Below are 24308 nucleotides of genomic sequence, written 5' to 3' on the forward strand. Positions count from 1 at the left end.
CAGATACCTGATTTATCGCGCAACGTTGCGCGCACTGACAGCCACAGCCAACAAGAGCAGTGCAATCAGTAAAAATGCACCGCTAAGGCTAATCCATTGAGAGATGAACCCGATCAACGCCGGACCAGAAAGAATACCTGCATATCCCAACGTTGTCATGGCTGAAATCGCCAGGTTAGCGGGCATTGCATGCTGATTACCCGCCGCGTTAAATAACATAGGCACGGTATTGGATAAACCAAATCCCACCAGTAAGAAAGCCAGTAATGACGCTTCCGGCCAGGGCAGCAGGACGGCGAGCGCCAGGCCCGACGCCGCGGCCAGCGCGCCCATGACCATCACCGGATAGCGGCCAAAACGTTGAATAATCTTATCGCCAGTAAAGCGTCCTGCCGTCATCGCTACAGAGAATACGGCATAGCCCAGACCTGCATGTGCCGTCGACATTGACGGATTTTGCAGCAGCAACAGGGCACCCCAGTCCAGTACTGCGCCTTCTGCCAGAAACAGGATAAAGCACAGTACGCCCAGAAAGGCGACACGCCCGCGCGGAATCACCAGCCAGGGCTGATCAGGCTGATGTAAGCGCTGGTTCATATAGCCGGACAGTCGCCACAGCAGCAATGCGACCATCACCGCCATAACGATCAGAACCGATAAGAGAGGGGTCAATGTCAGACCTAACAGCAGACTTACCGCACCGGCACCTAAAATGCCTCCCAGGCTGAAAAACGCGTGAAAGCCTGACATCATGGGGCGTCCTGCGGCTTTTTCTACTTCCACCGCCTGATAATTCATTGCAACGTCCAGCATCCCCAACCCGGCACCAAACAGCATGAGTGCTGCGGCCATCACCAGATGGGAAGGCGCGGTTGCCAGCACAGGTAGCATCAACAGGACCAGCAGCGTCGAACTCATCATCACCCGCCGGCAGCCAAAGCGGGCGACCAGCGTGCCTGTGACGGGCATCGCAAGCAGTGAACCAATCCCCAGGCAGAGCAGCAGGGCACCGAGGGATGCTCCTTCTAACTGCAAGCGATCGCGCGCATAAGGTACCAGTGGTGCCCAGGCTGACATGCCCAGTCCATTAATTAAAAAAATGGTACGCGTACCGGCGCTAAGGCGGCGTTCAGAACAGGTTGATTTTGCGGCATCCAGTGCTGTCATGGCTCTTATTTCATCTGTATCGAAGCAAAAAAGTGTAGCATCAAATTGCTGCAAAACGCTGTGAGAACACAGGCTTAACAGTTCATCATTTTACGTAGATGATTTTCGCGCAGCGCCAGTGTACCGACTTTTAGCGGTGCCAATGATTTTTCCAGAACTTTCCTGGCTTACTTTCCCTCCTGCCGCGACGTTGTATGACCGTGGTCACATTTTCGCTACGTGTATTGCTTAGTTAAATTTGAGTATGCCTTCAGCCTGTCAAGGCCTAAAAAAAACAGGTTAATCCGTAACTTTGCGCATTTTTTAGAAACATTTAGCAACATCTGAAAGCGATGCGCGGCACATTTTTGCCACTTTTTTACTGACAAAACCAAAATTTGGCTAATGTTATCTTGGTTAAATCATAAATAAAACTGCATATTACGATTGATTTTTGCCCTGACTGTGATGAATATTATTTTCATGATGTTGCCAAAAGTAAGTTCGGATTAATTAAAATTTAAACAATTATTACGCTTCGCTTAGATTTTTTGCCATCGCTCTTGATTTTTTTACCTATTGTCGCGCCAGGTTGAAACGTTTTCAGATTCGCAGCAAGTAAAACGTGGAAAAGTTACCCATAAATTATTTTTATGGTTTTCATTTCAGTTAATTAGCTTCTCTGGTGGAGTAAGGTCAAGATGGCAGAAATCACTCAAACTCGGGTGGATATCATTTCCCGTGCAAATGGTACGCTCATTTCACAGGTCGATGGCGTCTCAGCACAAACGATTACCCTCAGTGAACCCAGCGTTGTCCGTATTAACGGCACACGTGAAGTGGTGACGCAATTTCAACGGCAGGGTGATGACCTTATCGTTCAGATGCGTGACGGCAGCACGGTTCGCTATAAAAACTTCTTTCTGGATGATGCTGCCGGCGATCACAGTGAACTGGTGTTTGACGATGGTGTGAATCCCCCAGAGCATGCGCTTTTCCCCACGGCGGTTGACGCAACAGATTACGCCGCCACAACCATGACGCCCACCTATGAATCTCTCGACAGTGTCGATCCCCTTCTCCTGGCTGATAACAGCAATATTTCTACCGGACTAATGACCGCCAGCGGTGTGGGCCTGCTTGGTCTGGCGGGCGTTGCACTGGGTACCAGTCGGGGCGGAGGAGGAGGTGGTGGTGGTGACAACCCGGCCGCACCGGGAACGCCCGGTGCGCCAACGCTCACCGTCAACCCTTTCGCCGGGGATAACGTGCTGGACAACACCGAGAAGGCGTCAGATCAAACGCTTTCGGGCACCACAACCAATGTGGAGGCAGGCCAGACCGTCACCGTGACGCTGGGCGGACAGACCTACACCACCACGGTAGGAACAGACGGCAGCTGGAGCGTGACGGTGCCGGCGGCGGCGCTGCAGGCGCTGGCGGCGGGCACGGCGACCATCGCGGTCACGGTGAGCAACGCGGCGGGCACCGCGGCCACGACTGCCGAAACCATCACCGTGGAGGCGCCGGTGACCTCACCGGGCGATCCGACGGTGACCCTCGCGCCCTTTGCCGGGGACAACATTCTGGACAACGCGGAGAAGGCCACGGATCAGACCGTTTCGGGCATCACCGCCAACGTCGAGCCGGGCCAGACCGTGACCGTGACCCTGGGCGGACAGACCTACACCGCCACGGTGGGCCAGGACGGCAGCTGGAGCGTGACGGTGCCGGCGGCGGCGCTGCAGGCGCTGGCGGCAGGCACAACGACCATTGAGGCGACGGTGAGCAACGCGGCGGGCACCGCAGCCACCCAGACCCAGGCCATCACCGTGGAGGCGCCGGTGACCTCGCCGGGCGATCCGACGGTGGCTCTTGCGCCGTTTGCCGGGGACAACATTCTGGACAACGCGGAGAAGGCCACGGATCAGACCGTTTCGGGCATCACCGCCAACGTGGAGCCGGGCCAGACCGTGACCGTGACCCTGGGCGGACAGACCTACACCGCCACGGTAGGAACAGACGGCAGCTGGAGCGTGACGGTGCCGGCGGCGGCGCTGCAGGCGCTGGCGGCGGGCACAACGACCATTGAGGCGACGGTGAGCAACGCGGCGGGCACCGCGGCCACCCAGACCCAGGCCATCACCGTGGAGGCGCCGGTGACCTCGCCGGGCGATCCGACGGTGGCTCTTGCGCCGTTTGCCGGGGACAACGTGCTGGATAACGACGAAAAAACGTCGGATCAGCTCATTTCAGGCGTTACCAGCAACGTGGAGCCGGGCCAGACCGTGACCGTGACGCTGGGCGGGCAGACCTACACCGCCACGGTGGGTCAGGACGGCGGCTGGAGCGTGACGGTGCCGGCGGCGGCGCTGCAGGCGCTGGCGGCGGGCACGGCAACCATCGAGGCGACGGTGAGCAACGCGGCGGGCACCGCGGCCACGACTGCCGAAACCATCACCGTGGAGGCACCGGCAACACAGCCCGGCGATCCGACGGTGGCTCTTGCGCCGTTTGCCGGGGACAACGTACTGGATAACGACGAAAAAACGTCGGATCAGCTCATTTCAGGCGTTACCAGCAACGTGGAGCCGGGCCAGACCGTGACCGTGACGCTGGGCGGGCAGACCTACACCGCCACGGTGGGCCAGGACGGCAGCTGGAGCGTGACGGTGCCGGCGGCGGCGCTGCAGGCGCTGGCGGCGGGCACAACGACCATTGAGGCAACGGTGAGCAACGCGGCGGGCACCGCAGCCACGACTACCGAAACCATCACCGTGGAGGCGCCGGTGACCTCGCCGGGCGATCCGACGGTGACCCTCGCGCCCTTTGCCGGGGACAACATTCTGGACAACGCGGAGAAGGCCACGGATCAGACCGTTTCGGGCATCACCGCCAACGTGGAGCCGGGCCAGACCGTGACCGTGACGCTGGGCGGGCAGACCTACACCGCCACGGTGGGCCAGGACGGCAGCTGGAGCGTGACGGTGCCGGCGGCGGCGCTGCAGGCGCTGGCGGCGGGCACAACGACCATTGAGGCGACGGTGAGCAACGCGGCGGGCACCGCAGTTACCCAGACCCAGGCCATCACCGTGGAGGTACCGGCAACACAGCCCGGCGATCCGACGGTGGCTCTTGCGCCGTTTGCCGGGGACAACGTACTGGATAACGACGAAAAAACGTCGGATCAGCTCATTTCAGGCGTTACCAGCAACGTGGAGCCGGGCCAGACCGTGACCGTGACGCTGGGCGGGCAGACCTACACCGCCACGGTGGGCCAGGACGGCAGCTGGAGCGTGACGGTGCCGGCGGCGGCGCTGCAGGCGCTGGCGGCGGGCACAACGACCATTGAGGCGACGGTGAGCAACGCGGCGGGCACCGCGGCCACGACTGCCGAAACCATCACTGTGGAGGCACCGGCAACACAGCCCGGCGATCCGACGGTGGCTCTTGCGCCCTTTGCCGGGGACAACGTACTGGATAACGACGAAAAAACGTCGGATCAGCTCATTTCAGGCGTTACCAGCAACGTGGAGCCGGGCCAGACCGTGGCCGTGACGCTGGGCGGGCAGACCTACACCGCCACGGTGGGTCAGGACGGCAGCTGGAGCGTGACGGTGCCGGCGGCGGCGCTGCAGGCGCTGGCGGCGGGCACAACGACCATCGAGGCGACGGTGAGCAACGCGGCGGGCACCGCGGCCACGACTGCCGAAACCATCACCGTGGAGGCACCGGCAACACAGCCCGGCGATCCGACGGTAGCTCTTGCGCCGTTTGCCGGGGACAACGTACTGGATAACGACGAAAAAACGACGGATCAGCTCATTTCAGGCGTTACCAGCAACGTGGAATCGGGCCAGACCGTGACCGTGACGCTGGGCGGGCAGACCTACACCGCCACGGTGGGCCAGGACGGCAGCTGGAGCGTGACGGTGCCGGCGGCGGCGCTGCAGGCGCTGGCGGCGGGCACAACGACCATCGAGGCGACGGTGAGCAACGCGGCGGGCACCGCGGCCACGACTGCCGAAACCATCACTGTGGAGGCACCGGCAACACAGCCCGGCGATCCGACGTTGACCGTCGATCCTTTCGCCGGAGACAACGTGCTGGATAATGCAGAAAAAGCAACGGATCAGATTCTGTCCGGCACCACCGTCAATGTGGAGCCGGGCCAGACCGTGACCGTGACCCTGGGCGGGCAGACCTATACCACCACGGTGGGCCAGGACGGCGGCTGGAGCGTGACGGTGCCGTCGGCAGCGCTGGGCGCATTAGCGGCGGGCACAACGACGATTGCCGTCAGCGTGGCTAACAATGCCGGAGACATCGCGACGGGCAACCAGGACATTATCGTTGAACCCGCAGCGGGGACACCGGGATCGCTGACGATTACCCAACCGCTGGGCGGAGATGGTTTTATTAATGCGCTGGAGGCCAGCCAGGGCGTTATCGTTAAGGGTGCGTTCCTTGGTGGGACACCGGGTCAGCAGATTGCGGTTAACTTTAACGGTGTCAATTACAACGGTACCGTAGATGGTGACGGATTATGGTCGGTCACGATGCCTGCAGCCGCTTTTGACGGCGTGGCAGACGGGCTGAAATCGATTACCGTCAGCACCGTGGATGCTAACGGTAACCTCGTGACCGGCACAGCTGACGTGATCCTGCAGGCCACAACATTGCCTGCTGTTAACCTCGACAGCGGCGCGATCAGCGATGGTGTCCTTAATAATCTGGACGCCGCCAGCGATCAGGTACTGAGCGGGAATACCGGCATTACCGGTGACGGACAACAGGTACAGATTCAACTCGGCGGCAACACCTACAACGTTCCGGTTAATACGGACGGCAGCTGGAGTACGACGATTCCTGCCACCGATCTGTCTGCCTTACCGCAGGGGAATAACCCACTGGTTGTCAGTGTGGTTGATCAGGCTGGCAACGTGGTTACCCAGACAAATAACCTCACGGTGGATACCCAGTCACCTGTGCTGGGCGTTGATCCCGTGGGCGGCGATAACACGCTAAGCGTCAGCGATCTGACACAGCCACTGATCCTGAATGGTACCGGCCAGAATGGCGATCAGGTCACACTCTCGCTCAACGGCAGATTTTACCGGACGCTGGTGGCCTCCAATGGCCGCTGGTCTTTGAGAGTTGACCAGTCTGATCTCGCTGCATTACCGTCAGGCAGCAATCCGTTTACGGTCACGGTGACGAATGCCAATGGCAGCCAGACGACGTTCACCAGCGATCTGAATGTCGCGACGGCACCAGAAGTCCAGCCTACGATTACGGTTAATTCGGGTAGTTTTGCTGGCGATGGCATTCTGGATGGTGCCGAACAGCAGCAGCCACAAACCCTTACCGGCACCACAACCAATGTTGAGGCGGGACAACAGGTTAGCGTTACCCTGAATGGCGTGACCTACACGGGGACAGTAGAGCCCAACGGTAACTGGCAAATCACGCTGCCGTCCACCGCATTGTCCGGCTTGCCGAATGGTGCGCAGACGCTGACCGTTGAGGTCGTAAACGCCGTCGGGAACACCAGCAGTGCCGAGCTGGCCTTTACGGTGGACAATACGGGCAGCAGCGTTGCGCTGTCGCCTGTAGGGACAAATAACTACCTCAATGTTGAGGATGTGGCCAGCGATGTCGTGTTGAGTGGCACCACAATCAACATTCCTGCGGGCAGTCAGGTGACCGTTAGTGTTAATGGCACCAGCTATACCGGCACGGTCGATGCGCAGGGCAACTGGACGGTGACGCTGCCTGCCGGTTCGCTGGCTGAACTGCCAAACGGTGCTCTGCCGGTCATTACCACTATCACCGATGCCGGTGGTAACACGCTTGCCACCAATACAACGAATATTAACGTCTTTGCTACCGATCTGCCGATCGCAACGGCTGGCGTCGCCTTTGGTGATGGCGTGCTGAATGGCGCTGAAGCCACGGCCAACGGCACGATTACGGGCAACAGCGGTGTGTCCGGTGCCGGGCAAGGCGTCGTCGTCAACTTCAATGGGGTTGACTACAACGGCACGGTAGATGGTGCAGGTAACTGGCAGGTGAGCATTCCGTCAGGCATCCTCGCTGCGCTGGATCAGGGAACGGTACCTTATACCGTCACGCTCACCGATATTGCCGGCAACACCAGTACGGCCTCTGGCTCCGTCACGGTGGATACCGTGCCGCCGGTGCTGCAGGTTGCCACGCCTTCTGGCGATGGCGTACTCAACGCCACGGAAATTCAGCAGCCTCTTGTGCTGACCGGCACCAGTGAAAACGGTGCGACCATCGTCGCCTCGTTTAATGGTACAACCGTCACAACAACGGCTAATACAGATGGCACCTGGACGCTGAATGTACCGGATGCTGCGTTGAGTGGATTGTCTGACGGTAGCTATACCTTAACGGTGACGGCGACAGACAGTGCCGGTAACGTCTCTACCAATACCAGTAACCTGACGGTAAAAGCGGATGCGGCTTCGCTGCCAACGTTAACCCTGAATCCCTTCGCAGGCGATAATGTCGTCGATGGCGCAGAGCGTCAGGTCAGTCAGGTGCTGTCCGGCACCACCACGAATGTCGAGCAGGGTCAGACCGTCACCCTCACTGTAGGCAGCGATGTTTTCAGCGGCACAGTATTGGGGGATGGCACCTGGCAACTGACTGTTCCGGCAGAGGTCCTCGCTTCGCTGGCTGACGGCAGCGCCAGTTACACCGTGGCCGTCAGTGATGCCGCAGGCAATACCGCCACTGGCAGTCTGGATCTGACGCTCAACAGCAATGCCTCAGGCATCGCGCTGGCTCCCCTGAGCGACGATAACTATCTGAATGCCGGTGAGGCAACCGACCCGCTGATTGTTAGCGGAACCACGGTCAATGTCGCGCCCGACAGCACGGTTACGCTGGTGTTCAATGGCGTCACGTATACCGGCACGGTTTCAGCCACCGGAACCTGGAACATTGTGATCCCACCTGCCGATCTGGCAAGCCTGACGGATGGGCCGACCACGTTGACCGTATCAGCTACGGATACCACGGGGGCCGTACTCAGCAGCTCAGGTACGCTGAACGTGGCCATTAACAATGTACCCAACCCTGTCGTTATTAATGCTTTTGATGGCGGCGTGATTAATGCAGACGATGTCACCAGTGCGCAGGCGCTGAACGGCACAACTGGCGTGAGTGGCGTTGGGCAAACCGTTAACGTCACCTTTAACGGTAATATCTACAGCGGAACCGTGGACGCAAACGGCAACTGGCGCGTTACGCTGCCTGCTGATGCGCTTACCGCTCTGACTGAGGGCAGCACCGGCTATACGGTGACGGTCACGGATGCGGCCGGTAACAGCCGTTCCGTTGCGGGCACTGTCGAGGTGGATCTCACCCCGCCTGGGCTGACGCTGGATCCGGTGACAGGCGATGATGTTGTCGACCCGACCGAGAGCACCGGACCGATTGTGCTCAGCGGCAGCAGTGATGCCGGGGAAGGTCAGGCGGTAACGATCACCTTAAACAATCAGGTATGGACCACGGCAGTTGACGCCGAAGGCAACTGGAGCTTTACATTGCCCGCTGGCGCACTGGAAGGTATTCCCGCAGGCAGCTATGCACTGGCCGTGACCGTCAGCGATCTGGCCGGAAACAGCGTGACAGAAACCCGCGAGATTACCGTATCAACGAACAGTCTGCCGATCAGTATCGTTACACCTTTCACAGACGGCTATCTGAACCAGATCGAGTCCACGACTGACCAGACACTCAGCGGCACCACCGGCGCTTCTGGCGCAGGTCAGACCGTCACGGTGACCGTGGGGGGAAATGATTACAGCGCGACAGTGGATGCACAGGGTAACTGGTCTCTGACTCTGGGTAGTGATGTCCTTCAGGCACTGACAGAAGGCGTCAATCCCATTGTCGTCAATGTGACTGACGCGGCGGGTAACACGGGCAGCCTGGACAGTAACATCACCGTGGATTTCACACCGCCTGAACTGACTCTGACGCCGGTTACCGGAGATAATCAAATCAATGCAGTGGAGGTGCTGCAGACCATTCCGGTTTCCGGCACGGCATCGCTGGCTGATGAAGGGCAAACGGTTACCGTGACCTTACAAGGCCAGACTTATCAGACGCTGGTGCTTCAGGATGGAAGCTGGCAGGTCAATATTCCTGCCAGCGTCATGCAGGGCTTACCGGATGGCACGTATGCGTTGGATATTACCCTGACAGATGCGGCGGGTAACCAGACCACGCTGACGCAAAATCTGACCCGCGTCGCCGACAGCGCGTCATTGCCCGTGCTGACAGTCGATACCGTCAGCGGCGATAACTTGCTGAACCGGGCAGAAGCCGCTGCCGATTTCACCATCAGCGGTGGCAGCACGAACCTGACGGCGGGGCAGGTTGTGACTGTCACCCTGAACGGTCAGAGCTACACCGGTGCCGTACAGGCAGACGGCAGTTGGAACGTGACCGTTCCTGCGGGTGATGCTGGCGCGCTGCCAGATGGTGCGTTGTCTGTGGTGGTGGTGGCGAGCGATACGGCGGGCAATCCTGCCAGCAGCACTGCCAGCCTCACTGTCATCGCCAGCGAGGCGGCGCAGCCAACGCTTAGCGTAGATGTAGTGGCAGCGGACGACATCATCAACGCAACCGAAGCCGGAACGGCGCTGGAGGTGACGGGCAGCAGCAGGCTACTGGCAGAAGGGACGCCTGTTACGCTGACCGTTAACGGTATTGCGTACCCGACCACCATTGATGCCAACGGCAACTGGCGCGTAACCGTGCCCGCCGATGCCCTTGCTGATCTGCCGTCCGGGACAGAACAGGCCTTTGTGGTGACGGCGAATGATGCTGCGGGCAATCCTGCGGAGGCCAGCCATAATGTCGCCATCGAAACGACCCTGCCATCGCTGGTCGATATTACCCTGAGCGCCGGCACGTCGCTGAATCAGGCCGAATCGCTCCAGGATCTGACGGTCACCGGTAACAGTGCGCCTGGCGCACAGATTAGCGTGACGCTAAATCAAATCAGTTACACCGCCCTGGCCGACGGAAACGGTGCCTGGACGCTGGCCATCCCGGCAGCGGATCTGCAAGCGCTGACTGATGGTGTTCAGACTGTCACCGTGACGGCAACGGACACCAGCGGTAACGTCGCGACCGACAGCAGCACGACGCTGGATGTGGCGATCAGAAACGTACCTGTCCTGACGCTGGACGTCCCGTTTGGCGATGGCCTGCTGAGTCAGGCAGAGGCTGCGGGTGCGTTGACGCTGACGGGCACAGCCACCAATCTGGCCGAAGGCAGCGAAATCACCGTCACAATTGGGGATCAACCCTTTACCACGACGGTCGCTGCCAACGGTATCTGGACGCTCAATCTGGCACCGGACGCGCTCAGCGGTTTACCCGATGGCGTGACGCAGGTGCAGGTGACGGCCAGTGATGTGGCGGGCAATCCGGCAGAAGCATCCGTCGGCGTTGAGATCTTACTGACGCCACCAGCGACGCCAACGGTTGCGGAAACGCTGTTTGGCGACAACGTCATCAATGCCAGTGAAGCTGCGTCAGTACAGCTGATTAACGGCACCACACCACTGAGCGACGGGCAAACCGTGAACGTGACTGTGGACGGCACACCGCTGACGGTATCCGTTGACGCCCAGGGTAACTGGACAGCCAGCCTGACGCCGGAAGTCATGGCGGGGCTGGCCGATGGCAGCCATACCCTGAGTATCGTGACGACCGATCGGGCAGGCAATACCTCGGTGACGACCACACAGGATTTCACGACGGCAACCGCACCGATTGCCGCGCCTACGCTTGATACGCCGTTTGGCGATGGACGCATTAACGCGGCCGAGGCGCAGGCTGGCGGTAGCCTGAGTGGCGATCTGAATAATGATAACGCCGCCGCCGTGACCGTTACGGTCAACGGGACGCTCTATGCGGCTGCCATTAACGGCGACGGCACCTGGTCACTGGATCTGCCCGCGAGCGTCCTGCAAACGCTGCCGGATGGGACCTGGCCGGTGACGATCACCGTCACCGACGTGAATGGCAATACGGCCAGCACCGTTGACAACATCATTGTCGCTGTGCAAACGCTGCCGAATGTGAGTCTCAATCTGCCGTTTGGCGATGGTGCGCTGAATGCCACTGAGGCGACACAGGACCAGACCCTGACCGGTACCACCGGCATCAGTGGCGCGGGGCAAACCGTCACGGTGGTGATCAGCGGCTTCAACAATGACGAACCGCTGAATGCGGTCGTGCAGAATGACGGAAGCTGGTCGCTCACGCTGACCCCGGATCAGATGGCGCAAATTCCTAACGGCAGCCATGTCATTACGGTGAGTGCAGCCGATAGTGCGGGGAACACTGACAACACCACATTAAACGTGGTGACCGCGGTGACGGCGCCCGTGCCGACTTTTGCGGCCACGCAGTTTGGTGGCGACAATGTGCTGAGCATCAGTGAGGCCGCCGCTGGCGTCACGCTGACGGGAACGACGGGCAGCAGCGGCGCAAATCAGGCCGTCAGCATTATCGTGAATCTGGACGGCATCAGCTATCCCGGTACGGTCGATAACGATGGCAACTGGAGCGTGACGATTCCGCCGAATGCGTTAAATTCGTTAGGGAGCGGTCCGTATACCGTCACCGTTAACGTCGTTGATGCTACCGGCAACCCGGGTACTGCCCAGTTTAACTTCACGGCCGATCTGACGACACCGGTGCCAACCGTGGCCCCGCTCGCACGTGACGGTTTTATTAATTCAGCGGATGTCGCGAATGGCGTCACCCTGACCGGTAGCACAGGGGAACCCGGTGAAGGGCAGACGGTTGTGGTCACCTTAGGAGGGACAAGCTTCGATGCGGTGGTACAGGCAGATGGCAGCTGGACATTAGCCCTGAGCACAGCCGATCTGCAAGCTTATACCGACGGAAATTACAGTCTTTCTGTGGTCGCGACGGATGCGGCTGGCAACAGTGCCACCCTTACAGAGACGCTGACCATTGATACTACCGCACCTGTGATCACCACGGTGGCCTTTGCAGGGGATGACGGACTGGATTACGCCGAAAGTGTTCAGCCGCAGGTGCTGAGTGGCGTAGTAACAGGGGCTGAAATCGGGACTTCGTTGACCGTTTCCCTTGCGGGTACGGTGCTGGGCACGGGCATCGTTGGGGCAGACGGAAGCTGGAGCCTCACACTGACGCCTGAACAAATGCGTGACTTTACGCAGCCGACTACCACACTGACGCTGACCGTCAGCGATCAGGCCGGTAACCCGGTGACGCAGGAACTGTCAGTTCCGGTTGATCTGACGCCACCGCCGGGACCGCTGGTCACGCTGGGCACCGTATCGGGTGACAACATCATCAGTACGGTCGATCAGGCAAATGGTGTCGTGCTGAGCGGAACATCGCAAAACCTGGGTGCTACCGGCGAGGTCAGCATTGTCATCAACGGGATCCCTTACGCCACCACGCTGGATGCGAACGGCAACTGGACGACGGGAGCGCTGTCCGTCGCCGATTTCGGCACCACCGACGGGCCGGTCACCATTACGGTCAACGCGACCAATGGTTCGGAAACCGTCACGGCCACTGGCACCGTGCAGTTGGATCTGACACCGCCGTCACTCACTATCAATGACTTTGCGGGTGACAATGTCATTAACGACGGCGAAACTCAGGTACGCCAGACCATTAGCGGTACCTCGGACACCAGTGAGGCGGGCCGCGCAGTAACGGTGACGCTCAACGGCAAAACCTACACCGCCGTCGTGCAGACTGACGGCACCTGGTCAACCAGCGTACCGGCCAGTGATATGCAGGGCACTCGCCGAGGGTCAAACGGTCATCAATGCCCAGCTCAGCGATGCTGCGGGTAACGTGACTTCCGTCGACCGCACCGTGACTGTAGATACGACCGCACCATTGATTCAGACTGACGCCTTCCTGGGCGACAACCTGATTAATGCAGCCGATATCACAACCAGTCAGGTCCTGACCGGTCGCACAACGGGCGCAGAAGAGGGCCAAACCATTTCCCTGTTCGTGGGTGATGGTGCGCCGATCGCTACGGCGGTTATCGGTGCTGACGGTGCCTGGAGCATTGACTTAACGCCTGACGTGCTGGCCAGCCTTAACGATGGTCCGCTGGTCTTTGGTCTTCGCGTCAGCGATGTTGCAGGCAACCAAACCGATGCGACGATCACCGTCAACAAGGTGGTGAACGCGGCGTTAAATCTGGTGGTCGACTCTGTGTTTGGTGACGGCACACTCAGTGCGATCGATACCACGATTGCACAGACCATTACCGGCACGGCCACATCGGCCGGCGTGGGCGCGACCGTCGCGGTCACGATTGGTGGCACAACGCTGACCAGCGCGGTCGGACAGGATGGCAAATGGGCCATTGTGGTTCCACCAAATGTACTGGGTTTGATCAGTGATGGTCAGCTGGCGCTGGACGTCACCCTGACAGATGCTGCGGGCAACGTCCGTACCGTGGGGGAAACCGTGACGGCCATTGTCGATGCCGTACCCGTTGTGGGAACCCTGACCGGCCTGTTTGGTGGCGACAACTTGCTGAATATTGCCGAAGCGGCCGTCAACCAACAGATTGGCGGTACGATCGAAAATGCGGCGGCGGGATCGCAGGTGACGGTGACGTTAGGCACCCGCACCTACACCACCGCAGTGGGCACCAATGGAAGCTGGAGTCTGACGCTGCCTGCTGCCGACCTGACGGCGCTGACGGCGGGTAACCAGACACTGGGCGTCAGCGTGATTGATGCTGTCGGCAACGTGGCCAGCAACAGTACCACCATTGGCATTTTCACCCAGACGCCGACTATCAGTCTGACCTCACTGTTCGGTGATGGTGTGCTTAACCTGGCCGACATTGCGACCAGTCAGACGCTCAGCGGCGTGGTCAACAACGTCGCAGCAGGTTCGACAGTCACGCTTACGGTAGGCGCCTCGCAGATTAACGCAGTGGTGGGAGCGAACGGCACCTTCTCCGCAACGGTGACGCCAGATATCCTCGGCACGCTGGCGCAGGGCAACCTCACCATCGGGGCAACGGTTACCGATGCTGCCGGGAATACGGCCTCGACCAGCGCGGGCATTCGCGTCGATACCGTGGTACCAACCATCACCCTCAATCCGCTGTTTGGGGATACGTTGCTGAATGTAGCTGATGCCCTGGAGGGGCAGACGATTAGCGGCGCGGTAACCGGGGCGGAAGCCGGATCTCGCGTGGTTGTGACGATTGTGGGCCAGCAGCTCGTGACCGTCACCGATGCCAGCGGCAACTTCAGCCTCGGCTTAACGCCGACTTTGCTGAAAGGCTTGTCCGACGGCACGCTCACTGTAGACGTCAGCGTCACCGATGCCGCAGGCAATACCAGCAGCAGCTCGGCCACGGCGACCGTAGGCATTAACAATCTGCCGAAAGTGACGCTGAACCCGCTGTTTGGCGACGGTGTGCTTAATATTGCCGAGTCGCTCGTGACGCAGACCATTACGGGGACCGCAACCGGCGTGGCGGCGGGCAGCACCGTGCGCCTGGCGATTGGCAACACCACGGCGACGGCGGTGGTGAATGCGGACGGCACGTTCTCTGCTTCGTTAAGCCCGGCAGTTCTTTCGACATTGCTTGGCGGCAACTTTACGGTCAGTGCATCGGTAACGGATGCGGTCGGTAACACCACCTCCACCAGCGCAGGCGTGCAGCTGGCCGTGACGCAGCCAACTCTGACGGTCAATACGGTGTTTGGCGACGGTGTCCTGAGCGCCGCAGACCTTTCAACTAATCAGACCATCAGTGGGTCGTCGTCACTGTCAGCGGGCGCAACCGTCAGCGCCACGTTAAACGGCGTGACCTACTCCACCAAAGTGGTGAGCGGCGGTGGGTGGACGATCAGCGTACCGAAGGCCGATCTGCTGAGCATCAGCGATGGTGCGAAAACTGTTGCCGTGACAGGGACCGACCTTAACGGTAATACCGTGTCCGGTTCGGGCAACCTGAGCGTCATCAGTAACAGTGCGCCGGCGTTAACCATTACCTCCCTGTTTGGTGACAACGCGCTGAGCGTCGCAGATGTGAAAACCACGCAGACGATTAGCGGGACGGCCACTAACGCGGAAGGATCGCTGGTGCAGGTCACCATCGGTACCCAGACCTTTACCACGTCGGTAAACAGTAACGGGACCTGGAGCCTGCCGATCTCCGCAACAAACCTGGCGGCGATTGCGGACGGACTCTATACCGTTACCGCCAGCGTCACCAATGGTATCGGCAACAGCGGCAGCGCGTCTGCTTCGCTGGGCGTCGCCAGCCGCAGTACGCCGACCGTTGGGGTGAACAGCTACTTTGGCGGTGATGGTTATCTGAACATCTCTGAATCCAATATCGCTGAAACCATCAGCGGCACCAGCAGTAATGCTGTCGGCGGGCGCGTGACCGTTAACGTGGCAGGTAATATTCTGACCACCACTGTAGGCGCAAACGGCACCTGGAGCGTTAGCGTACCGTCAGCCACACTGAAAGGCATTTCGGACGGCAGCCATTCGGTCGCGGTCACCGTCACGGATATCGGCGGTAACAGCACCACGACGACCAGTGCCTTTACCGCGTTGTCGCACAACCAGCCTGTCGTCGGGGTGGATCCGGTGCTCAGCGTCGTGACCGCACTGTTGACGGGTTTGACGGTGCAGGGCGGATCGCTGAACGCAGCCCAGGGTTCCAGAGTCAGCGTGACGCTACTGCTGGCGAACGGCAGCAACGGGCCAACCATCAATACGACTACCGATGCTCTGGGACGTTACTCGGCTAATTTTGCCTCGTCACTGCTTTCTGTAGGGGGACTCTTGCTGTCAGTGAATACGCTGGCGAAAGTGACCATTACGGATGTGGCCGGTAACAGCTTTACCACCACAAACACGCTGTTGCTGGGGTCATTGTTGCCTGCCACGACCACGCTGTCGGCGGAGTCGTTTGCCACCTTCGCGGTGTCGGACGAAAGTGTTACGGCGGCCAGTCTGGAAACGCAGCATCACAGTCAGTCTGGCGAGGAAACAGCACCGGCGCTCCATGCCGTCTCTACACTGACCACGGAAGCCGATACGGTGGTGCCGACCAGCAGTACCGAGTCGGTGAATGTCGCGGAGCAAGCCGTTGTCGTGCCTGAAACCCCCATAACGGAGGAGGCTTACAGTATTGGTGGGGTGGTGATTACGCTGGAAGATGGCAGACAGATTGAAGGGGCGACGGTAAGCGGCAGCAGTGGTGCCGATACCGTGACCGTCAACGATCTGAATTTCAGCCATATTGATGGCGGTGCCGGTACCGATACCCTGGTGCTGGGCGGTGATCACATCACGCTGGATCTGACTGCGCTTGGCCTGAAAGTCGAAAACATTGAAATTCTCGATCTGGGTAAAAGTGGCACCAATTCGGTCAAACTTGATCTGAATGAGGCGCTTACGCTTACAGACAACCAGAGCGATGATTTGATGATTAAAGGCGCAGACGGCAGTCAGGTCACGCTGGTCAATAGCGATGGTGGCGTTTGGGAAATCAGTGGTGAGCGTATGCTGAATGGCCAGGCCTATGAGGTCTACCATAATTCGGCGCTTGCCAATGACAACACGCTGGGTGATGTGCTGGTCCAGCATAACCTGCAGGTCGCCATCGTCTAAACGGTGCAGTTTGATGGTTACACGCAGAACACAGCGGGTGCGCAAGCACCCGCTTTTTTAATCCGTTTTAACTGACCGTACCGCAGTTAATACGCCGCATTCGATAGTGCGTGTCGGTCATCCATCATCCAGGCGGAGGACTGGCACGGGATAAAGCGGTATATAACGTCACGCCCTGTCCTGACGCCTCGTCCATCAACGGATAGAGTAATTCCTTAACTTTATTAACTGGCAGGTTGTTTACTTATGCTAATGACTTTTTGGGATTGAATTTGGCTAAAAAAACAGCTTTCAGACGAGATATTTGATAACTGGCGATTTTTGTCATGAACCTCTCGCCAATTTATACTATTAATATTAACGCGCGCTTAGCGGTAGGCTTTCAAAAACATAAATTAAATTAACAATAAAGTGCGTGTTCTGCTGTCGCATTGCTGTTTTTTACGCCCCAAATCACCAGGTAATCCTCTAACGATGATAAACAGCCCTGTTGGTATGAAGAATGAAGAACGCGCGTCTGGTCCTGATCTGTTGTGCCTTGAATGGCATGGTACTCCCTGCAGCCCTGGCTGCGCCTTTACCCGAAGCCGAATTTAACTGGCGTGCCGCGCCCAGTGAAGAACAGGTGGCAACCTTAACCCTGCGTGAGGCGATTCTGCGCGCGTTTGCCCGCAATCCGAAGATTTCGGAAGCGGCCGCTCAGATTTACGTAGGGGAAGGGGATCTCAGTGCGGCCCAGAGCGCCTGGTATCCCCAGATATCGCTTCAGGGCGCAGCGGGGCGCTCACATCAGACGGATTCCTCCGGCAGTCTGAACAACAACGGCTCTGGCGGCATTATGCTCAGTCAGCTCCTGTACGATTTTGGCCGCACCAACGGCGCCATCGATGAACAGCATGCCCTTTCAGAGGCATATCGCTTTGGCCTGTTCGATGCCATGACGCAGGCCGCGAAAGATACGTTACAGGCCTATCTTGAGGTCAAACGCTATCAGTCACTTGCCATGACGGCCCAGACAAACATCGCGTCGCTTGAGCACGTTCGCGAAATTGCCAAAATGCGGGCGGATGCCGGTCTCAATTCTCAGTCCGATGTATTGCAGGCAGAAACCCGCATTGCTGCGATGCAGGCGACTCGTGAACAGTATCTGGCACAGCTTCGCTCGGCCAAAGCCCAGCTTACGGTCTTGACCGGCGTGGTACCGGCGACGCTGCCTGAACTTCCTCAGGCGCTGCTCAGGCAGCAGGTCACTCTTGATCGTATTGCCTATGAAAACAGCGCCTCGGTGCGCAGCGCGCAGTCTAAGCAGGAAGCCGCGCGTGAGCGGGTAAGGCAGGCCCAGTCTGGCCACTGGCCCAGTATCAAAGTGCAGGCGGGCCGGACGCGTTATGAAAACGATCAACGCTCATACTGGGACGACGAAGTGCAGCTCCAGGTTGAGGCGCCGCTCTATCAGGGCGGGCTGGTCAATGCCAAAACGCAGGCCGCCGAGGGTGAGCGTCTGGCCGCACAGGCGGCGGTGCAGCAAGCCAAACTGGCCATTAATCAAAGCGCCTCCACGGCTTACGCCGATATGATTGGCGCCCAGCAACGCCAGCAGGCGGGGGAAGTGCAACTGGCCAGCGCGGAGCACACGCGCAATGTTTACGCCGACGAATACCGGCTCAGCAAACGTAGCCTGAACGATCTGCTCAGCGTTGAGCAGGATGTCTTTCAGGCCGACAGTTCCCGCATCATCGCCCTCTACGACGGCTGGGATGCCACCGTCCGCTATGCGGCCGCCGTTGACAACCTGCTCGATATCATGGGCATCGACCGCCAGAAAAACAGTGGCGATCTTCTTCCTTCGCTGCAATAGCCAGTCTGCACTAAAAGGCGTGAATAATGAGTGTACAAAACCTGAAGACGGAAAACTGGATTGCCGCGATGTTGCGTGTGGCGGCGCGTTTCGGCAAGCCTGCCGATGGCAAAACGCTGCGTCAGCAGATGCGCTGGTTCGAACATCTCCCTGCTGAACAGCAACTTGAACGGCTTTGCGGTTTGCTCGGCCTGCACCTGACCATGGTGTCCCCCAACAAACTGCGCTGGCGCCAGGACATCACGCCTGTCGTGCTGGTTATGGAAAACCATAGCGTGGCGGTGCTGGAAGGCATTGATGGGGAGGGAAGCGCACGTTACTGGCTCAGCGAAGGCGGTGACGTGATTCGCGAAGGTGAGCTGGCGGGCCTGCTTTCGCGTACACAAGGGGATGTGGGCGTTATTGGCGTTGCCGCTCGTGGGCGGGATGCCCGCATTGATGAGTTTGTTCAGCCCTATGAGCCGCACTGGTTCTGGAAAAACTTTCGGGGCATGGGCCGCCGTATTGCTGAGATTTCCCTGGCATCGATCATCAGTAATGTTCTGGCGCTGGCCGGGATTCTGTTTTCCATGCAGGTCTACGACAGGGTCATTCCTGCGCAGTCCGAAGCTACGTTGTGGGTGCTGTTTGTGGGCGTGCTGATTGCCGCCGCCATTGAATATTTGATTCGTCTGATGCGCACGCAGGTATCCGATCTGATGGGGAAACGCATTGACCTGAAAGTCTCTGCCATGCTGTTTGCCCGGGCGATGAATATTCGTAACGAATCCCGACCTAAATCAACCGGCTCTTTTATCTCGCAACTGCGCGAGATCGATCAGGTGCGCGAGTTACTGACCTCCACGACCGTCGGCGCGGCGGCAGATTTACCTTTTGTCATTCTCTTCCTGTTTATTATGTCGTTTATTGGCGGCTGGCTGGTCCTGATTCCGCTGGCCGCCATTCCCCTCATTATTATCCCAGGCCTGCTGGTACAGTTTCCTATGGCCCGGCTGGCGAAAGCCGGCTTACGTGAAGGGGCACTGCGTAATGCGGTGCTGGTCGAGACCATCGAAGGCATTGAAGACATCAAGGCATTGCAGGCAGAGCCGTATTTTCAACGCCAGTGGGAGCAAACGCATGAGGTCAGTGCGTCAATCGGTAATCAGCAACGCCTGTGGGGGGCCAGACTCACGGGCTGGGCATCGACCGTGCAGCAGCTGACCTATGCGGGCATGCTGGTCTTTGGGGTCTATCTGGTGCTGGACGCACAAATCACGACCGGGACGCTGGTCGCCTGTAGCTTGCTTTCCTCGCGCACCATCGCGCCACTGATGCAACTCACCATGGTTTTTTCCCGCTGGCAGCATGCGAAAACCGCAATGAAAGGGCTGGATGAGCTACTGAAAAAACCACTCGATAAACCTGAGACCGCGACATTGGCCCACTGTCCGACGCTGACCGGGCACTATGAATTGCGCAACGTGCATTACACCTATGATGAAGAGAACGAAAAGAACGTACTCAACGTGCAGCAGTTAACCATCAGGCCCGGTGAAAAAATCGCCATTCTGGGCAAGGTCGGTGCAGGTAAATCCACCCTGCTGAAAATTCTGGCCGGTCAGGCACAGGCCACGCAGGGGAAAGTGCTGGTCGATGGCGTGGATATGGCGCAAATCGACCCCACGGATCTCCGCCGTCAGCTCGGCTGGCTTTCTCATGATTCGCGACTGTTCTTCGGCACGTTACGTCAGAATCTGCTGCTGGGGAATCCACACGCCAGTGAACAGGAGATGCTGCAGGCGCTGCGTATCAGCGGTGCGTTGTCGCTGGTTCAGCAGGATGCGGCCAGTCTGGATCGCATTATTAATGAAGGTGGCCGTGGGCTGTCGGGCGGCCAGCGCCAGATGATTATGCTCAGCCGGATGATTCTGCGCCAGCCACAGGTTGTGCTGCTGGATGAACCCACCGCCTCGATGGATGAGCAACTTGAAGATCATGTGATCCGCCAGATGCAGAGCTGGATCAGTGGACGAACGTTAATCCTGGTCACGCACCGTCCCGCACTGTTGAAGATGGTTGATCGTATCGTGGTGATGGAAAACGGCCGCATCATTGCGGATGGGACAAAAGAGCAGATCCTGCGGCGCGCGACCGTGGATGCCGGTCAGGGAGGTGCAGCATGAGCATCGTCATGTTAGACAAAGATTTGGCCAAACATGAGCGACGCACATCCACCATCATCTGGTTGTGCACCGCCGCGCTGGTGCTTTTTCTGATCTGGGCGCATTTCGCCATTCTTGATGAAGTCACGGTCGGCACCGGAAAAGTGACGCCGTCAACCCGTGCGCAGGTAATTGACAGTCTGGACGGCGGCATCGTGAAGCAGCTTAACGTGCATGAGGGCGATATCGTCGAAAAAGGCCAGATTCTGGCCACTCTGGATCCCACCCGTTTTCAGTCTAACTTTGGTGAAGTGCAGGCACGGGTGAGGACGCTGCGCGCTTCGTCTGAGCGACTGAGCGCAGAGCTGTCTGGTACACCGCTCACCTTCAGCGCAGAGACGCTAAAAGAGCCGCAACTGGTGGCGCGTGAGAAGCAGTTGTACGAATCACGTCGCCGTAACCTGACAGAGACGATCAGCAACCTGCAACAGTCTTTACGGCTGGTTCAGGATGAGCTGCGTTTAACGGAACCGCTGGTGGCGAAGGGCGCCGCAGGGCAGGTGGAAGTCATTCGCCTGCGCCGTCAGGTCAGCGATCTGCGCGGTAAAATTGATGAGGCACGTAACGATTATCTGGTCCGTGCCCATGAAGAGCAGGTAAAAAACAATGCGGAACTGGATGCCCAACTGCAGGTTGCCGCAGGCAAAGAAGACCTGCTGACGCGTGCCACGCTCACTTCACCCGTTCGGGGTATCGTGAAGGATATCCAGGTCACCACGGTCGGTGGTGTGCTCGAACCGGGCGGTAAGATGATGGAAATCGTGCCGCTGGAAGATCAACTGCTAATCGAAACCCGTATCAATCCTCGTGATATCGCCTATATTCGGCCCGGCCTGCCAGCCGTGGTGAAAGTGACCGCCTATGACTCTTCCATCTACGGTGACCTGCCGGGCGTGGTGGAAACGGTCTCGCCAGATACCTTGCAGGATGAGGTTAAGCGCGATCAGTTTTATTACCGTGTTTATGTCCGCACACAAAAAGCGGAGCTGACAAACCGGGCCGGACGACGCTTCCCCATTGTGCCGGGCATGGTGGCGAATGTAGAGATCAAGACAGGGCAGAAATCTGTCATGGATTATTTGCTTAAGCCGTTGAATAAGGTTAAAGAATCGATGCGTGAACGTTAATAAGGCGTGGAACCGGACCGGTAACCTAGCTGGTTTCGGTCCGTGATAAAATACAGGGGAAACTTTGTAAGAGGTGAGGGTTAATTTGGCGAGGGCGAAGCGGCATAAGTGACGAATAATTCAGCACTTAGCGGTGCTATTTTCCGCACAGCTGACCAGACACTGAACAGCAGGCAAAAAAAAGCCGGGCAATATGCCCGGCGCTTAATTAGCATTTAAGAAATCATTCGGGGGTGAATGAAGATAAGAAATAAATGATGATAGCGGGTGTAATTATAGGGATTATGGGAAAGATGTTTTATCATTGAGTGCTTAGGAATATTCCCACTAAAATCATAGGAATAACTATTATTAAGTAAGGGATTATCAATTTGTGCTTTATTTTTTATCACTCTGTGCGGCTAATTAGTTCCGTAATATTCATATCCTGAAATAAATTTTACAGTTAAAGAAACACTTTCTGAAATTTCGTATCATTTTAGCGATGGATTATTACGCTTGTTGAAATAACAATGGGCCTTCAACCGATTTATCATCGGTCAGCAGTGGCAAATATAAAAGGCACATAACAGAGGGTAATAAAATGAAGCGTCACATTCTCTCCCTGGCGATCCCTGCTTTACTCGCAGCGGCAGGATCGGCAAATGCGGCTGAAATCTATAATAAAGACGGCAATAAATTAGATTTATTTGGCAAGGTAGACGGCCTGCACTATTTCTCGGACAACGACAGTAGCAATGGCGATCAGTCGTATGTGCGTTTTGGCTTCAAGGGTGAAACCCAGGTTACCGATCAACTGAGCGGCTACGGCCAGTGGGAATACCAGGCCGCGCTCAACAATTCAGAAGCCCAGGGAACAGCTGACAGCTATACCCGTGTTGGCTTTGCCGGGTTAAAATTCGGCGATGCGGGCTCATTCGACTATGGCCGTAACTACGGTGTCGCTTACGACATTGGCGCGTGGACAGACGTGCTGCCTGAATTCGGTGGCGATACCTATGGCGCGGATAACTTTATGTTCCAGCGCGGTAACGGCATGGCAACCTACCGTAACAACGGCTTCTTCGGACTGGTCGATGGCTGGAACTTTGCGGTTCAGTATCAAGGCAAGAACGATAACCCCACTGAAACGTCAGGCGGTCGTGATGTGTTGGGTGAGAACGGCGACGGCTGGGGCCTGAGCACCACGTACGATCTGGGATCGGGCTTCGGCATCGGTGCCGCGACCTTCCAGTCCGATCGTACTAATAACCAAAATGGTAATGCGCCAGGCATTCTGGGACGCGGTGATAAAGCTGCAGCCTATACCGGTGGCCTGAAATACGACGCCAACAATATTTACCTGGCCGCGATGTACACGCGCGCCTATAACGCCATCAGCTTTGGCGACAGCACCAGCGGCAACCAGGCGAACACCGCTTACGGATACGCCGATAAAGCCGACAACTGGGAACTGGTGGCGCAGTACCAGTTTGATTTCGGTCTGCGTCCGTCTCTGGCGTACATCAACTCACGCGGTACTGATGTCCAGAACTGGGGCAAACAAAATCTGAAGAAATACGTCGACGTAGGGGCGACTTACTACTTCAACAAAAACATGTCGACCTATGTTGATTATAAAATCAACCTGCTGGACGATAATGACTTTACCAAAGCGGCCGGTATCAATACCGACGATGTGGTGGGCGTAGGACTGGTTTACCAGTTCTGATAAAAGCAGGGAGCGCTATGCGCTCCCTGCGTTATTCCTCACCCACCGAGGCTGGCGGATGGTTTTCGTCTGACGGCACAAGAACATTGCCGTATCTCGCCCCTTCAAACGCCACACCTGACAAGGTAAACGCGGCGTAACTCAACCAGCGTTGTAACGCCGTCATTCCGATTTCTGGCTTTTCCATCCTCTCTCTCCCGGCAACGCAGATAGCATTACACGTGCAGGATTCATGCCAGTCCGACCGCTCTCATAGCCACGGACATCTCGCCCGTTTTGCTACAATGGCCGGCGATTCAGGGGAAGAGAATGACCTTTGATGGTGCAGACGTGATCAACGACGGCGCAGATAAGTCGTAACCATGTGGCGGTGACGGCGTTGTTGCCAGGTTTTATAACTGCCAATAACGAACAGGCCCAGCGCAACGGCAAGGATTATATAAATCATCTGTTGCTCCTTATGCTTACGCCCTCAGTATTGAGGAGAACGATCCAGTCTGTGCGACTCACTCAGCTTTATCAACCAGTTT

At 57.9% G+C, this 24308-nt stretch carries 9 protein-coding genes; 6 read left to right on the forward strand and 3 right to left on the reverse strand.

Annotated elements, in window-relative coordinates; genetic code table 11:
* Window positions 1-12: 12 nt before the first annotated feature.
* Complete coding sequence (locus tag GC090_RS06805; RefSeq protein WP_033740605.1) at window positions 13-1167, reverse strand: MFS transporter; 1155 nt, start codon at window positions 1165-1167, stop codon at window positions 13-15.
* A gap of 680 nt (window positions 1168-1847) precedes the next feature.
* On the opposite strand from GC090_RS06805, the gene GC090_RS06810 reads away from it, so the two are divergent.
* From GC090_RS06810 to ompC, 6 genes are all read left to right on the forward strand, one after another.
* Window positions 1848-13061, forward strand: coding sequence for an Ig-like domain-containing protein (locus GC090_RS06810; RefSeq protein ID WP_324021174.1), 11214 nt, complete (start codon window positions 1848-1850; stop codon window positions 13059-13061).
* A gap of 1 nt (window position 13062) precedes the next feature.
* A complete protein-coding gene (locus tag GC090_RS06815) occupies window positions 13063-16878 on the forward strand; it encodes a beta strand repeat-containing protein (RefSeq protein WP_324021176.1) in 3816 nt (1271 codons plus the stop codon).
* A gap of 502 nt (window positions 16879-17380) precedes the next feature.
* Window positions 17381-18736 carry a TolC family outer membrane protein gene (locus GC090_RS06820; RefSeq protein WP_110268200.1) on the forward strand — a complete coding sequence of 452 codons (1356 nt, stop codon included), beginning with the start codon at window positions 17381-17383 and terminating at the stop codon, window positions 18734-18736.
* Between the two features lie 26 nt (window positions 18737-18762).
* Window positions 18763-20901, forward strand: a complete 2139-nt coding sequence (locus GC090_RS06825; protein WP_033740601.1) for a type I secretion system permease/ATPase — start codon at window positions 18763-18765, stop codon at window positions 20899-20901.
* Window positions 20898-22067, forward strand: a complete 1170-nt coding sequence (locus tag GC090_RS06830; protein ID WP_033740600.1) for a beta-barrel domain-containing protein — start codon at window positions 20898-20900, stop codon at window positions 22065-22067. The genes GC090_RS06825 and GC090_RS06830 overlap by 4 nt, the downstream gene beginning before the upstream one ends.
* A 583-nt stretch (window positions 22068-22650) precedes the next feature.
* A complete protein-coding gene (gene ompC, locus GC090_RS06835; RefSeq protein WP_006119981.1) occupies window positions 22651-23778 on the forward strand; it encodes a porin OmpC in 1128 nt (375 codons plus the stop codon).
* A gap of 31 nt (window positions 23779-23809) precedes the next feature.
* Here the strand turns inward: ompC and GC090_RS06840 are convergent, their stop codons facing one another.
* Together GC090_RS06840 and GC090_RS06845 are read right to left on the reverse strand one after the other, a co-directional pair.
* A complete protein-coding gene (locus GC090_RS06840) occupies window positions 23810-23965 on the reverse strand; it encodes a hypothetical protein (protein ID WP_006119982.1) in 156 nt (51 codons plus the stop codon).
* Window positions 23966-24112: 147 nt separating this feature from the next.
* Window positions 24113-24226, reverse strand: coding sequence for a hypothetical protein (locus tag GC090_RS06845; protein WP_006119983.1), 114 nt, complete (start codon window positions 24224-24226; stop codon window positions 24113-24115).
* Between the last annotated feature and the right edge of the window lie 82 nt (window positions 24227-24308).

The organism is Pantoea sp. JZ29 (assembly GCF_035190385.1).
Classification (GTDB): domain Bacteria; phylum Pseudomonadota; class Gammaproteobacteria; order Enterobacterales; family Enterobacteriaceae; genus Pantoea; species Pantoea stewartii.

Bases quoted from the DNA above. Each gene is read 5' to 3' on its own strand.
- GC090_RS06825 (WP_033740601.1), top strand. From the start codon at position 18,763: ATGAGTGTACAAAACCTGAAGACGGAAAACTGGATTGCCGCGATGTTG.
- GC090_RS06820 (WP_110268200.1), top strand. From the start codon at position 17,381: ATGAAGAACGCGCGTCTGGTCCTGATCTGTTGTGCCTTGAATGGCATG.
- GC090_RS06840 (WP_006119982.1), bottom strand. From the start codon at position 23,965: ATGGAAAAGCCAGAAATCGGAATGACGGCGTTACAACGCTGGTTGAGT.
- ompC (WP_006119981.1), top strand. From the start codon at position 22,651: ATGAAGCGTCACATTCTCTCCCTGGCGATCCCTGCTTTACTCGCAGCG.
- GC090_RS06845 (WP_006119983.1), bottom strand. From the start codon at position 24,226: ATGATTTATATAATCCTTGCCGTTGCGCTGGGCCTGTTCGTTATTGGC.
- GC090_RS06810 (WP_324021174.1), top strand. From the start codon at position 1,848: ATGGCAGAAATCACTCAAACTCGGGTGGATATCATTTCCCGTGCAAAT.
- GC090_RS06805 (WP_033740605.1), bottom strand. From the start codon at position 1,167: ATGACAGCACTGGATGCCGCAAAATCAACCTGTTCTGAACGCCGCCTT.
- GC090_RS06830 (WP_033740600.1), top strand. From the start codon at position 20,898: ATGAGCATCGTCATGTTAGACAAAGATTTGGCCAAACATGAGCGACGC.